The organism is Cryobacterium frigoriphilum (assembly GCF_004403305.1).
In the GTDB taxonomy this organism is placed as follows: Bacteria; Actinomycetota; Actinomycetes; order Actinomycetales; family Microbacteriaceae; genus Cryobacterium; species Cryobacterium frigoriphilum.
Window position 1 is genome coordinate 56,859 of sequence record NZ_SOHE01000048.1, and the last position, 14,584, is coordinate 71,442.

Annotated in this window: 10 protein-coding genes; 9 read left to right on the forward strand and 1 reads right to left on the reverse strand. The window is 64.9% G+C overall.

Annotated elements, in window-relative coordinates:
* Window positions 1–18 precede the first annotated feature (18 nt).
* Entirely contained in the window at window positions 19–480 is a 462-nt protein-coding gene (locus tag E3T55_RS11095; protein ID WP_166791758.1) for an SRPBCC domain-containing protein, read from the forward strand.
* 478 nt (window positions 481–958) lie between these two features.
* Here the strand turns inward: E3T55_RS11095 and E3T55_RS11100 are convergent, their stop codons facing one another.
* Window positions 959–1,999: an NAD(P)-dependent alcohol dehydrogenase gene (locus E3T55_RS11100; protein WP_198418559.1), complete on the reverse strand. Its 1,041-nt coding sequence runs from the start codon at window positions 1,997–1,999 to the stop codon at window positions 959–961.
* A 135-nt stretch (window positions 2,000–2,134) separates the two neighbouring features.
* On the opposite strand from E3T55_RS11100, the gene E3T55_RS11105 reads away from it, so the two are divergent.
* The 8 genes from E3T55_RS11105 to E3T55_RS11140 all read left to right on the forward strand — a co-directional run bounded on the left by E3T55_RS11105 (window position 2,135) and on the right by E3T55_RS11140 (window position 14,577).
* On the forward strand, window positions 2,135–2,809 hold the full coding sequence (locus E3T55_RS11105; RefSeq protein ID WP_134519635.1) for a TetR/AcrR family transcriptional regulator: 675 nt from the start codon (window positions 2,135–2,137) through the stop codon (window positions 2,807–2,809).
* Between the two features lie 347 nt (window positions 2,810–3,156).
* Window positions 3,157–3,681 carry a hypothetical protein gene (locus E3T55_RS11110; protein ID WP_134519636.1) on the forward strand — a complete coding sequence of 175 codons (525 nt, stop codon included), beginning with the start codon at window positions 3,157–3,159 and terminating at the stop codon, window positions 3,679–3,681.
* A 130-nt stretch (window positions 3,682–3,811) separates the two neighbouring features.
* Window positions 3,812–5,290: a DUF2397 domain-containing protein gene (locus tag E3T55_RS11115; protein WP_134519637.1), complete on the forward strand. Its 1,479-nt coding sequence runs from the start codon at window positions 3,812–3,814 to the stop codon at window positions 5,288–5,290.
* A complete protein-coding gene (locus tag E3T55_RS11120; protein ID WP_134519638.1) occupies window positions 5,287–6,453 on the forward strand; it encodes a DUF2398 family protein in 1,167 nt (388 codons plus the stop codon). Before E3T55_RS11115 ends, E3T55_RS11120 begins: the two co-directional genes overlap by 4 nt.
* Complete coding sequence (locus tag E3T55_RS11125) at window positions 6,450–10,535, forward strand: TIGR02680 family protein (protein ID WP_134519639.1); 4,086 nt, start codon at window positions 6,450–6,452, stop codon at window positions 10,533–10,535. Before E3T55_RS11120 ends, E3T55_RS11125 begins: the two co-directional genes overlap by 4 nt.
* Window positions 10,535–11,809 carry a TIGR02679 family protein gene (locus E3T55_RS11130; protein ID WP_134519640.1) on the forward strand — a complete coding sequence of 425 codons (1,275 nt, stop codon included), beginning with the start codon at window positions 10,535–10,537 and terminating at the stop codon, window positions 11,807–11,809. Before E3T55_RS11125 ends, E3T55_RS11130 begins: the two co-directional genes overlap by 1 nt.
* 324 nt (window positions 11,810–12,133) lie before the next feature.
* Window positions 12,134–13,549, forward strand: coding sequence for a hemolysin family protein (locus tag E3T55_RS11135; protein ID WP_134519641.1), 1,416 nt, complete (start codon window positions 12,134–12,136; stop codon window positions 13,547–13,549).
* Window positions 13,546–14,577: a CNNM domain-containing protein gene (locus E3T55_RS11140; protein WP_134519642.1), complete on the forward strand. Its 1,032-nt coding sequence runs from the start codon at window positions 13,546–13,548 to the stop codon at window positions 14,575–14,577. The genes E3T55_RS11135 and E3T55_RS11140 overlap by 4 nt, the downstream gene beginning before the upstream one ends.
* The last annotated feature ends 7 nt before the right edge of the window (window positions 14,578–14,584 follow it).

Here is a 14,584-nt window from a genome sequence, read left to right on the forward strand (position 1 = left end):
GAACGTGAAGGAAACACCGTGTCTGATCACGCAAGAATCAAGGGGCACACCGTGACCCGCACCGTGCACATCGAGGCCTCGCGCGCGAGTGTCTGGAAGGCGCTGACTGATCCCGATGAGATGGTCAAGTGGTTTGGAGACGGTGTGGGGTTCGCCGCGCTCGAGCCCGGTGCTACCGGCAGCATCGACTGGGATGACTACGGCAGCTTCCCGATCGAAATCACCGAGGTGGTGCCCGACGACTCGTTCGGCTTCCGTTGGTCGGGAATCCCCGCCGAACAGCTCGACGAGTACTCGACGCACGTGCGCTTCACCATCGCCGATGCTGGTACCGGAACGGATGTCACGGTGATCGAATCGGGATTCGACACACTCCCCGGCGGCACCCGCTACCGTCGCGACCGTCTTGAGCAGAACCGCGAGGGCTGGGACGTCGAACTCGACGAGCTCGCGATCCTGCTCGAGCGTGCCACTGACTAGTTCACGATCATGGGGGAGCCGCTCTTAGACGGATGCCTACTGCCGAAGGTCGGTCGGCGCGGTACCGGCTGAGACGACGGCGGTTCGAGGCCAGGTCCAGCAGAGCGCAGGATGAAGGCCAGAAGCAGCACCTCGAGTCCGATGGAGAGACCCTAGAACCAGGACCAATCCGAGGACTCCCCGACCGCGTTGAACACCGAGACGAGGACACCGACCGAAGTAACGACGAGGTTCGTGGCGCGGTTCACGCGGGCAGGCAGCGTCAGGGAGAGTCACACCATCAGGGCCGGGATGGTTATGAGCGCGACGAAAATGGTCAACAAACTGATGTCGAACGCGAAGGTAACACCGCCGCGAAGATCGTCGATGACGCCGGCTTATAGAAGTGGAAGTAGTCGATGTAGAGATAAAGCACCAGGAAGCTGGCAGGTCTGGGCGTACATCAGCACGGGTTGGGTCGTTCTCGTGTGTCCGGTCATCACATGGTGACGACAACCTTCCCTCGGGTGTGGCCGGCCGCGACGTAGCGGAGGGCGTCGGCTGCTTCGTCGAGGGGGTAGGTGCGGTCGATGACGGGCGTGACCTGCCCGGTCGAGAGCAGGTCGGCCAGAGTGAGCAGGTCCTGGCGCTTCTCGACCGACAGGAAGGGCTTCAGCTGCTGACGGGTGAACCCAGACAGCGCGCGCGCTGTGACGATCCGACCGAGGGGGCCGAGCCAGCGGCCGCCGCGTCCGCTGTTGGGGATGAGGGTGCCGGTGGGCGTCAGCGCTCGGCGGACAGCCGCCAGGGTCTGGGCTTCCACGTTGTCGAAGATGACGTCGTAACGCTTCCCGCTGCGCGTGAAGTCGGTCCTCGTGTAGTCAACGACGTGGTCGGCACCGAGCGACCGGACCAAGTCGACGTTGCGGGTGCTGCACACACCCGTTACCTCGGCGCCACATGCCTTGGCGATCTGTACGGCGAAGGAGCCCACGCCGCCCGATGCACCCGTGATCAGCACCGACTGGCCCGGTTGAACGTTCGCGATCTTGCGCAATGCCTGCAAGGCCGCCAAGGCGGACGTGGGCACCGCTGCCGCGTACACGACCGACAGGTTGGCGGGCACGGACGCGAGGTTGTCCGCTGGGACGCAGGCATACTCTGCGAGAGTTCCGGTGGTGCTCCAGCCGAACACCGCGTCGCCGGGGCGGAGAGTGGTGACATCCGTTCCGATCGCTGTCACCACGCCGGCAAGGTCCCGGCCCGGGATGCCGTGGCGCGGCCGGCGGAGCCCATACGCCAGACGCACCACATACGGCTCACCGGTCATCACGAAGTAGTCGCCAGGATGCACCGAGGCCGCGCCCACCCGCACGAGCACATCGCCAGGGCCGGGTAGTGGCAGCCCGACCTCGGACGTCTCGAGCACTGAGGGCGGGCCGTAGCGGTGCTGCACGGCGGCCCGCATCGTCGCCGCCCCGGCCGGACTCGCCCCCGGTGTGTGGCGTGCTCCGGCATTCGACCGCTGTTCGATTCCCATAGAAGCCTCCTCACGTTCGAGCCGCGACTCTCGCTGGCTCGTGCACCGTACGTCGTACACTGTACTGGGATCGTACACTGTACTATAGGGAGCGCGAGACGATTTTTTGAGCCGGTCGAGCGAGCGAGGAGACCCGTGTCCGCGAGAGAAGAACACCAGGTCGCGTCCGACGCGGGGCTGAGCAAGCAGCGGGTGGTGGTCGAGGCGATCCGGCTCGCCGACCGCGAGGGGGTCGACGGGCTGAGCATGCGCCGGCTGGCGGGCGCGCTCGGCGCCGGCGCGATGTCGCTGTACCACTACGTGGCGAGCAAGGAGGAGTTGCTGGACGCCATGATCGACATCGTGTTCGAGCAGATCGAGATTCCGCGCGAAGAGACCGACTGGCAGTCGGCGATGCGACGGCGGGCGGCATCCGCTCGACAGGTTCTCGCAAGCCACCCGTGGGCGATCGGCCTGATGGAGTCGCGCACATCGCCGGGGCCCGCGAACCTTCGCCACCGCGAAGCGGTCACCGCCTGCCTGCGGAGGGCTGGTTTCCCGGTCGTGATGGCGACGCACGCCAACTGGTTGCTCGACAGCTATGTCTACGGTTTCGCCCTGCAGCAAACCAGCCTGCCGTTCGACACCGCCGGTGAGTTCGCAAACATGACCGAGAACGTCTTCCTGCCCCAGCTTCCTCCTGACGAGTTCCCCTACCTCAATGAGTCAGCAGCGGCGCTCGTCGCTGCAGGATACGACCCGGCGGAGGAGTTCACCTTCGGCCTCGACCTCGTCCTAGCCGCCCTCGAGCCCCTGAGATCCTCCGCGTAACCGCGCTCACGGACCGGCGCGGCCGTTCCGAGCTTTGGGGAAGGGCCGGTCTGGGAAGTGCGCTGAGTGGGATCTGCAAGCTGATGGCGTCGCGCTGCACGGACCGGAGTCATCCCGCGACTGCTCCGTTATTACGCAGGCGGGGGCCGCAGTGCTTTTGTTGGTCCTCCAGCAGCACAATAGGGTGAACGGATGAATCGTCATGGGTTGAGCAGGATGCCGTGAGTCCGAGGGGCAGAGCGATACTGAGCCTGAGTGTCGGCTTCGTTGCATCCGTTCTTGCGGGGAGTGGTTTCCTGCTGAGCCTGGTGCGTGACGACCTGCACTACCAATGTAGTTTCCTCCGGATGGGCAGCGACGATCCCGGCTCGTTCTACTGCGCGGACGGCATCAGCTACATCGGAGTTGGGATTGGCACGTACGGTGTGTACGGAGTGATTCTGCTGATCGCTTTGGGTGTTGCCACGGCCGGCCCGAAGCCTTCGCGGCTTCAGCCCCGGCTCATGGCCGGCATCTCAATTCTGCCCATTGCCATGTTCAGCTGGTCCACCTGGTTCGCAACAAGCGCCCGCCCTATTGATCAGGCACCGGGCGTCAATTACTGGGTCGAGCCCCTTCTCGCCGTGACGGCAGTTCTTGCCACTGCGGTGGTCGCCGTCCTGGCAGCCGGGCTCCTTTCTCGGCCTCGGTACCGCACGGCCGGATACCGAGTGGCAATGGCACTGTTCGTCGCGGCCGTGCTGATCCAGCCGGGAAGCCTCTCGGCTGTCGCTGTCGCCGTTGGGATATTGGCCGCGGCCTCGTCGCTTGAGCGGCGGGTTCCCTCCGAGGTCGAAGGCCCCACGGTTGCCTCCGCCGAGCAGAAGTCCTGACGCTTTGCGACGGCACCTGACGATAACGTCATGCGGTAGTCGCCGGTTCAGACTCGCCACCTCGCGGAGAGTGTCGGTGGTCGCCGATAGCATTTTGGGGAGCCGTACCTGACGGCACCGGAGGGGGTCGATGGTGGCTGAACCTGAGAGCGCTGAACTGTCGCGGCTGAGCTTGTACGCCCACCTGCACACTGAACAGACAGAGCAGCACCGCCGTATTATGCGTCTACTTTCCGGGGAGATCCTCACCCGGGAGATGAGTGCCGCAGAGATTGCGTCCGAGTTGGTGGCAAGCGGGTTCCCAATCACTGAGGATGAGGTCGAGTCGCGCTGCACCCAGTTGAAAGGGTGGGGGAACGTCATCCCATCCATCCGCAACTACCGGGTCACGACCATCGCCGAACTGCGACGCGCGAAATCCCGGTACCAAGCCTCCAAACTCGGTGCGCGGGTCACCTCCCAGTCTGACGACATCGTCAACGCCACTGACGGCGCCAAGGAGGTCGCGCGAGAACTCATGGGGGTAATCGCCGAGCAACTCACCCGAATCCTCGAGGAGATTACGGGGGGTAACAATCCTGACCTGATCGCGGCCGCTGTCACCACCACGTTCAACTCCCACCGCGAGTTCCGGGACAGCTTACGAGATTTCACCGCCTACCTCGCTGGAATTCTGTCCCGATACGACATCGTCGGTGACGAATACTTGGCACTGAAAGCCACGCTGATGCGCTATATCGACATTCTGGGCACCGACGTCCGACAGCATGCCCCGCGCATCTCCGCCCTCCTCACCCATCTGGAACCACACTTCCCAGGCATTATCAACACCCTCGCCGTATGGCAGACGCTGACCGTGGAAGGCACCGAACTCAGCCAAGGTCGCACCGCGTCTGACTGGGCGTGGCTCGGCGACTGGTACGCCGCTGACGGGCACGCATCCGGGCCGGTGGCGTTCCGGGCCGCCACCGAGCAAGCCCTCGGCCAGCTGCTGGTGAACGCCAAACGCATCGTCACCGACGCCGGGTCCGGGCATTCCCGACGCAATGACCTGCTCCGGCTCGCTAAAAGGTTCAACATCGCTGAAGACGAGGAAGCGCACCGCCTATTCGCGAACTCGTTCGGCGTGTACTCGTGGCGGCATCTCCTGCTCGGTGACGACGAGAAGATCCAACCGTCCGCGAACACGTCGTGGTGGAACGCGCCGAACGTAGAAGTACCGATCAGTTTGCGAGAGCGCGGCGACCGATCAGCGCGCGGCCGCACCGCCACCGTACGGGATGCCATCCTGGAAACCCAGCTGGCGCACAAGGACGCGATCATTCAGATGCAACGCCGGCAACTGGCCACGGTGGAACTGATCGAGGCAGGCACCCTCGACGGTGTCCGCCTGTCGGCCGCCGCGCAGGAGCTGCTGCACGCTCAGCTGACGTTGATCGACCAGTCCACTGACATTTCAGAGAATCTGGAAGCCGGGTTCCGGCTGCATCGGGAGCCGATCATCGGGGTGAGCACCATCCTGTTCGACGAAGGGGTGTTCACTGTGCACGGGCACCGGTTGACGGTCACGTCGATACAGAGCCAGGTCAGGAAGGAGGCTACCGCATGAGCGACGCCGTCAACTTCGAAGTCAGGGATGCTGCCCGCCACCTGGAACGACATACGTTCCTCACCCAAGCCCGTCACCCGGACGTCTTCCTGCTGGTCCGCCGAAACTCCACGGAGCTAAAAAGACGGTTCGGGGAAACCGTCGGGTACCGGCTCGTCGTGGAATCTACGTTCGCCCGTCTCTTGAAGCCGCCGCTCCCCGGCACCTCTCCGGTCCGTGCGCTGACCGGCCCCAACGGTCCAGTCACCCCCCGCGTGTACCAATACATCTGCTTGCTGGCGGCAGCGCTGCAAGCGCCTGGGGCGGCGGACCAATGGTTGATCTCTGCGCTCGTCGCGCAGGTATATTCAGACGCAGCTACCGCAGGGATCGCCACTGGGGAGTCGCACTCGGAACGTCGCGACCTGGCGACCGCCGTGACCCTGCTCGCCGGGTTCGGGGTCGTGGAAGAAACCGAAGGCTCGGCCAGCGCGTGGGGCGCCGGTCAGGACCCGGAAGTACTGCTGACCGTGAATCAGACGGCGTTGTCGTACCTTCTCGCAAACCCGGTCATCGGGGAGACCCGCACCGACCGTCCCGCTCGCACGCTCGCGCGTCGGCTGGTGGAGGACCCCATCCTGGACCGCGCTCTCCTCACCCCGGAGGAAGATCGGATCTGGTCTCGTGACCGGGCAACGTTGGAGGATCATCTGGACGAGCTCTTCGGGTTGCATTTGGAGGTGCGTAGGGAAGGCGCCCTCGCCTGGGATGTCGCCGAGGACGCCACCGATGAACCGTTCCCCGGGCAAGGATTGCCGCGCCAACTGGCGTTGATGTTCCTCACCGAACTGGCCCGCATCCGCAACACCGGCAGTGGCGGCGTTGTCACGGTCACAGACGAAACAGTCGATCAGATCATCGCCACGATGCTCGACACGTACCGAGGGCATCTGACTTTGGAGTTTGACCCGTCTGACCCGGCCGCCCCCCTCCGGGTGAAAGCCACGGTCAGCAGAATCCTCTGCGCTGTCGGCCTGCTCACGATCGGTTCGGGAATCTTTACCTTGCATCCGGCTGCGGCCCGCTATAGGGCAGCGATCACCCGCCGGTCAGCCCCAATGAAGGTGGACGCCGAGACCGTCGTGGAACTCAGCTTGTTTGACGTGTTGGAAGAGGGATCATGAACATCGCTATCGTCACCGACCTGGCCGCGAACGCGCGAGCGGCGGCGTTCAAAGACCGTTTCCGGCTGGTGCGCGCGGGGATCGTCAACGTTCATAAGTTCGCCAACGTCGAGTTCGCCTGCGAAGGCGGTCGGGTCGTGTTCCGAGGCCCCAACGGGTCGGGGAAGTCCCGGGGAATGGACATGCTGTTTCCGTTCCTGCTGACCGGGGACCGCCGCAAGATGGGGTCCGGGTCCTCGGGAGCGGTCACCATCGACTCGCTTATGCGGGTAATGCTCGGCAAGGACAGTAACCGTGTCGGGTACGTCTGGGCAGAGTACGTCAACAGGGACGGTGACTACCGAACTGTCGGCGCGTACTTCAAGTATTCACGGAACACCAACAACTCAGACGTGCACTTCTTCATCACCCCCTTGCGGGTCGGCTACGATCTGCGGCTCTTGGATGACACCCGACACCCGCTGCCCCGGGCACAGCTCGGTGAACTCGTCGGGTCGCACAACATCACCCAGCAGGGCACTGAACATTGGACGCGGGTCGCCCAGCAGTTGTACGGAGTCACGGACGACGCCGGCCGCACCCGACTCTCTGCCGCGTTCGCTGTCATGTACAACCTCCGCTCCCCGGATTTCGGTGCGAAGTACCGGCCGAAGGACGTCACCCGGCTACTGACAGATTCGTTGCCGCCGATGCCGGACGCCACCATCCGCGCGGCCGGCCTATCCCTGGACAACCTGCAGGACACCCGGGAGCAGCAGCACGACATCGAGGAAGCGTCGCGGCATGCCTCCGAGGCGTTGCACGTGTACCGCGGGTACGTCACCACTGTCCTCCTCACAGAGACCCAACGGTTGACGGAAGCCGTTAATTCAGCGGATACCGCGGCCACCGTCGAGAGGGACGCGCGAGACCATGAAGCAGCCGCGAAGGCCCGGTTCAGGCAAAAGTTGAAGGACGCCCGCGAACTCGGCGAGCAGATCTCACAGCTCGGAGCCCGGAAGTCGGCGTTGGAACAGTCGTCGGCGTACCAGAATGCTGTGATGTTCATGGACCGCCGGGGCACGGTGGCGGCGCTGAAAAGCGAGGCAGCTTCCGAGCTCCGATCGTGGTGGCGCCTCTTCGACAGTGTGAACGCGGCCGTGGTTCGTGCGTCGACCGCAGCCGACAGCGCTGCGGAGGCCGGCAACAGCGTTGCTGGCGCTGTCCGGGCGGCCGGCGCCCGCGCTGTCGACGCTGGCCTCCCGCATGCGCTCCCGGCCGTGTCCGCGTCCGTGGAGGCAGGCGCCACCCGACAGATCACCGTCCGACGCACTGTCGATGACGACCTCACCGATCGGGTGTCCGCTGGCACCCCGACAGTCACCATCACCCCACCCAATCTCCTACCGGTTACCGACCAGCACGTGCTCCTGCGGACAGAGGCTGACGCCAAGTGGGTCGTCGCCGGTGCGCGGCTCGCCACCGCGCAGCAGTTGATCCGTGACGAACGCGCGGTGGGATCGCTCGAACGGGACGCCCAGAAGGCTGACGTCGCTGCCGGCGGCGCCAGGGATGCCGCCATCGCCACGGCCAGGCAGGCCGATACCGCCCGGCACACTCTGGCCCACGCGTGGACGGGATGGGTGCGAAACCCGGCGACGGTTGCCCTCCTCGGTGAGGTGAACTGGGCTCAAACGACACTGGCCGGAATCCTCTCCGACGGTGCCCTCCCGCCCATGAAGGAGCTGGACGGGGTCGCTGACAGCGTCGCCGCCGATGCGCTCGACCGTGTCGCAGTCACCGTCGAGAAGATCCGGCACCGCAGGAGTGCGCTGGCCCTGGAACAGACGGAACTGTCTGCAGAACAGGAAGCGTTGCAGAACAGCATGGCCCCGGAGCCTGAGCGGCAACCGTGGGTGACCGTGGCAGACGGGCACGCGTTCTGGGAGATGGTGGACTTCCAACCCGGCGTGCCTGACCACGTCCAGAATGCGGTGGAGAGCGCGCTGCGCACATCCGGGATCCTCACCGCCACTGTCACGAGAGAGGGGGTGCAACCGGTGACCGGGGAACTCATTGTTTGCGCGCGGGGAACGGTCGCCGCCCGACCGCTCAGCGAAGTCCTGTCCGCAGACCCGGCCGCCCCAGTGGTCGCCCAGATTCTGGAACGGATCGGGTTCAACGACCCCGATCTCCCGCTGAGCATTCAGGAGGATGGTTCGTGGCGCGCAGGCCTCCTGGCCGGACGTTCTCCGGTCACGACAGCCCGGCACATTGGCGCCACAGCCCAGGAACGCGCGAGAGTTGCCCGCTTGATATTGATCAGTGCCCGGCTCAACGAGCTCGACTCACTCCTCGCAGATTGTGACGTGGACGCATCGGACGCGGCCGCGTTGAGGGCGGCGATACGGGCCCATGTACGTGCAGCCCCGACCGCCACCGCGGTCATCCAAGCGGATACGGCTAAGAACGCTGCCGGGAAGACGGCGGACGCATTGTGGCAGGCCGCCACTGCAGCCAAGGGCGAGGCGGTGACGGCGCGCACGGCTTGGGATGACCGGGAAGCCATCCACCGTCGCGCGTGCCACCATGCAGAGCTCCCCGCTACTGAGCCGGCGCTCCAAGAATCCGTCCAGCAATTGAACTCCACCATGGAAGCCTGCGATACCGCCCTCACTCGCATCGGGGCGCTCACCCGGAAATTGAGGGTGTTTGACGTAGCGGAAGGCGACGTCAACACAGAGATCGCCGCAGCCGACAGCCAACTTCTGGTCGCCAACCAGGCGGGGGAGCGGTGGCGCACCGAGGCGGCCGTGATCCGCGAGCTCGAGGCGACCATCGGCGCGACCGCCGAGCAAGTCATTACCGAGCTCGCCACCGTCGAAACCATGCTCGGCACGGCGACCACGGAAAAAAACACGACCGACGGTCAAGTTACGGAGGCAGCAGGCCGGCATGGCACCGCGGTCGCCGCGGTCGACACCGCGACCGACCGGGCCGTCGCCGCAACAGCTAGCGCAGCTGGCGCGGCGGCTCACGTGCAGGCGGTCCTGCGGCTTCCCGGGGTCATTGACGCTGTCACCGGGGACGCCGCTCCTGACGACCAGGGTCCTCCTGCGGATCTGGTCAGGTGGCTCCGGACGAACGTCGCAAAGCAGCGCACCGTGTCCATCGACGACGTCCACGCGGCAGTGGACACACTCCGTGACAATGTCGCCCAGATGTTCGAGGTACACCGACCCACCACCCACGGCGTCCTCCTCGTGGAGCTGACCGGCGGAGAAGGCACCCACGCGCTCCCCGCGGCCGCCGGTGACCTCGCCCGTCGTGCGGAGACCGGACGCCAGGCGATCATCCAGTCGGAGGCGGAGGTGTTCCAGCGGTTCATCGTCGACGGTGTCGCCAACGACATGCGGAAGACCATCCGCCTGGCCGAGGAGACCATCCGGGACACCTCCGTGCGGGTGTCGCGGCACCGCACCAGCAACGGCATTGGAGTTCGTCTGCGTTTCGCAGGCAAAGACGACGTCACCGACGCGGTAAACCGTATCCGCAAGCTGGTCGCGATCGCCGATCAGGTGCGCTCTGCCGCTGAGAGCGATGAACTCTCCGATTTGTTGCGTCAGACTGTCGAGGACGCCTACAACCTGAACCGCGCCGAAGGCTATGCGAAAGCGCTGTCGGACAGCCTCGACTACCGGAGCTGGTACAGCGTCGAACCAGTTGTGCTGGGTCCGAACGAGAAGCAGGAGCGCACGTTGAAAGGCGCGAAACTCTCCGAAGGTGAGCTGCGCTACGTCACCTATCTGGCGTTGATCTCCGCTCTCGACTCTCATCTCAGCGCGCTGCCCGAGATTGCGCCCCGGCTGATTCTCCTCGACGACGCGTTTGCGATGGTGGATGACCACGGCCGTCGCATCCTCACCTCGATCCTTGTGGAACGGGACATCGACTTTATGATGACGGGGTTTGACCTGTGGCTGCACTACGGGAACGTCGGCTCGTTGGACGAGTATGAGATCCGGTCCACCGGTGAGGACTCTCCGACTACCGCAATCAGGTACCACTGGGACGGGCAGCGCCACCACCTCCGGGACGTGTGATGGACGACATCCCGGAACGCCTGCTCAGCTACCTGTCCGCGGCGTCGCTCACCGGTTTCTGGGCGGTGGTCAGGAAACGGTTGGAATCCAACCGGCTGTCGGCGATAGGTGTGGTGACCGTGGAGCTAGATGCGAATGGCGCTGAAAGGCTGAGCGGCCTGTTCGCGGCCAAGGACATCCGCCCAGGTCCGGTCCGGGTGAAGCTGGACGCTCTCGACATGGCACTCCGGCGGTCTTCCCCGCAGGCGAACCTCGCCGACGTGACGGCAGCGGTCACCGGGTCTCCCCTTGTGGACCGCCGGCAAGCCCGGGAAGACCGGACCACATCTACGGCACAACTCATGACCGCTCTCGAGCAGGCGGCCAGCGCCGTGTTCACCCCGGTGCAAGCGCAGGCGTTCGTGGAAGGTGTTCGGAGGTCCGGGGTGCTCACGAAGGCCGGTGCTATGGCCGCGGTGCAAGCTATCGGCGGGTTCAAAATCGGGTGGGGTGAGCTCGCCCGTGCTCTCGTGTTTCACGACCCGGAAATCGGATCAAATCCAGTGTTCGGATTGGGAGAGCTGGCGACCACCGCCACCGGGACAGCGCACGGGTTCGATGAAGGGGAACTAGCTGCCCGCCTTATGGTGAGGGCTTTGGCTGTGAAGTTCGACGAACCGTTGCCGGCGTCTGGTGAGGACACCCGCCGTCTGTGGGAGCGTGCCGGTGTTGCCACGGATGACGTGTCGGGGACGGCCATGACTTGGGGACTCCGCCCGCCTGGGAGTGACCGGTGGGCGGTGATGATGCGGGAACGCGCCGACCTTGGCCTGGTCACCCACCTGACGGTGCAGGAGCTCCGCACCGTCGGTGACACAACGTTCGCCGTACCGGGTTCCGTGGTATTCGCATGCGAGAACCCGCAGATCCTGTCGGCCGCAGCACGGTCGGCCGTCGGCGCACCGTTAGTGTGCCTCTCTGGGCAAGGGGCAGCAGCCGGATGGCAGGTGCTCCGCTCGCTGATCCGCAGCGGGATTACGGTGCGGTATCACGGCGACTTCGACTGGCCGGGAATTCTCATTGCCAGCCGGGTACTGTCTGCCGGCGCTGAGCCGTGGCGGATGGGAGCGGGCGACTATGCGGCCGCTGCGAGCACAGGACCGTTCGGGCCTTTGGACGGTGTCCGCCGGGAGACCCAGTGGGATGAGCAGCTGTCCTGGGTGATGGTACGGACGAACGCCGCAGTGCACGAGGAAGCTGTCGTGAACATCCTGCTCGGCGACCTGCTGGCCTGACTCGGGTGAGTCAGCCCTGGTGCGGCGTCCGATGGCGAGCGGTCGATCGAATGGCTCGAACCTGGGTCGAACAGCCACAGTCCTCCGCCATGACCGCAGGACGCTAGGCAGTGGTCTCGGGGTTTCAATCCGGTGACTCGAACGCTCTGCTCATATACAGCAACCGTTCAGTAAAATAGAGATTCTTTCTATTTGCACACCTCGAAAGGCGTTGACCGCTACTGTGGGCTCACCAGCCATGGCCCTGTGGGCCATTGACCGGCCATGCACGACTTCACATCGAACGCGAGAGTTTCGATCGCACCCTGACGAGGTGACGTACTCGTGATCGAAACCCTGCTTCTCTTGCTGCTCGGCATCGTAATCACACTCGTGATCATCGCGGCCAACGGCTACTTTGTGGCTCAGGAATTCGCCTACATGTCGGTGGACCGCAACCGACTCGGCACCCGCGCGGCGGCGGGGGACGTCTCGGCGGTACGCGCCCTCGCCGTCACGAAGCGCACGTCATTCATGCTCTCCGGCGCGCAACTGGGCATCACCGTGACGGGGCTGCTCGTCGGCTTCGTCGCGCAGCCGCTGATCGGTGAATCCCTGGGCGCTCTGCTGGGCGGGGTCGGCGTGTCCATGGCGGTCAGCGTCACCCTGGGTACGGTCATCGCCCTGGTGCTCGCGACAGTCGTACAGATGATCTTCGGTGAGCTCTACCCCAAGAACCTGGCGATCGCGAACCCTGAGCCCCTCGCGCGCGGTTTGGCTCGTTCAACCACGATCTATCTGGCGGTCTTCGGATGGCTCATCGCCATCTTTGACTTCGCGGCCAATGCCCTGCTCCGGCTGTTGCGTATCGAACCGGTGCACGACGTCGACTCCAGCGCCACGGCACAAGACCTCGAACGCATCGTCTCGGACTCCCGCGACAGCGGTGATCTGCCCGCGGAGCTGTCCCTCATGCTCGATCGCATCCTGGAGTTTCCCGAGCAAGATGTTGAGCACGCGATGATTCCCCGATCCCTCGTCGCCACGGTTCGCCCCGATACCACCATCGGTGAGGTGCGCCAGCTGATGGCGCGTGCTCACACGCGCTACCCGGTCGTTGACGATGAGAGCCAGCCTCTGGGCGTGGTTCAACTCACCGACGTGCTCGGATCCACGCTGCCTGAAGATGCCCCTGTGACACAACTCATGCAACCAGCGGTCGTTCTGTCCACGCTGACGAAACTGCCCAATGCTCTCGCCGAGATCACTCGTGCCCATAACGAACTCGCCTGCGTGATCGACGAGTATGGCGGATTCGCCGGAATCCTCACCCTCGAAGACCTCGCGGAGGAAATCGTCGGCGAGATCACCGATGAGCACGACGAGTCATCCGCTCCGTCCGTCGACATTGACGGTGACGCGATCTGGCTCATGACCGGCGACGTGCACGTCGACGAGATGCACCGCGCCATCGGGTACGAGTTGCCCACCGGTGACTTCGAGACCGTTGCCGGTCTCATCATTGCCGAGCGCGGCGGCCTGCCCCGCGCCGGTGAAACCTTCCACGTCGCACTTCCCGATGACCCCGCTGATCTCGTTCGAGACGACGAGGTGCACAGGGCGCTGGAAATCGAGATCCTGACCATTGAACGCCATGTTCCGCACGAGGTACGCGTGACCCTCATCGAGACCCTTGGCGACGAGCGCTCCCGCCCGGGATCCGAACCGGCATCCGACGACACCGAGGCGGTTGACCGATGAGTGATGGTCTTGTTGTGGCGATCGCCACCGTCGTCCTGATCGCGCTCAGCGCGTTCTTCGTGATCATTGAGTTCGCGCTGTTGGGTGCGCGGCGGCACCGCCTTGAGGCTACTGCGGCGACGGACCGTTCCGCCCGAGCCGCTCTGAAAGGCGTCAACGAACTGACCTTGATGCTCGCCGGTGCGCAGCTGGGCATTACGGCCTGCACCTTCGCGCTCGGCGCCGTGACCAAGCCTGCTCTGGACTACTGGCTCGGGCCGATCTTCTCGACCTGGGGGATGCCGGAGTGGGCTGCCGGCGTGCTCGCGTTCTCGCTCTCTCTGCTGATCGTCACCTTCCTGCACCTCGTGGTTGGAGAGATGGCCCCGAAGTCCTGGGCCATCGCTCACCCCGAGACTGCGGCAAAGGTGATCGGTATCCCGTCCCGCATCTTCATCTGGCCCTTCCGGCCCCTCCTGATCTGGATCAACAGCATTGCCAACAAGCTGGTGGCCGCATCCGGTGTCATGCCGGTCGAAAGCGCCGCGGTCGGCGGGCAGAACGCGGAGACGATCCGGCACCTCGTGGAGTTATCGGCCCGCACCGGCATGCTCGACAGCTCGTTCCGGGATCAGCTGGAAGGCGCGATCGAATTGGAAACGTTGCGCCTCGATGAGCTCATCGACGTCAGTATCAGCCCCACCGTTGTGCCCCACAATGCAACCGTCGCCGACGTGCAGCGTGCTGCTGCTCAATCCGGCCACATGCGCATCCTGGTCGGCGACCTCGAGAAGGGTGTTCCCGGTGTCATCCATGTTCGGGACACCCTGGTCGACGCCCTCGATGCCCCTGCCGCCCCCTTCGTACGATCCGTGCTGGCACTGGCGGGGGAGACCCGCGTCTACGAGGTCCTCGCCCAGATGCGCGCGACGAGCCAGCAGCTCGTCGTGGTGGTCAACGCCGACGGCACGTTCCGTGGCATCGTGACCCTGTCCGACGTTCTCCCGCGCCTGCTGCCTCGCACCGAGGTGACGGATGCGCGCACCTGACTCTGGA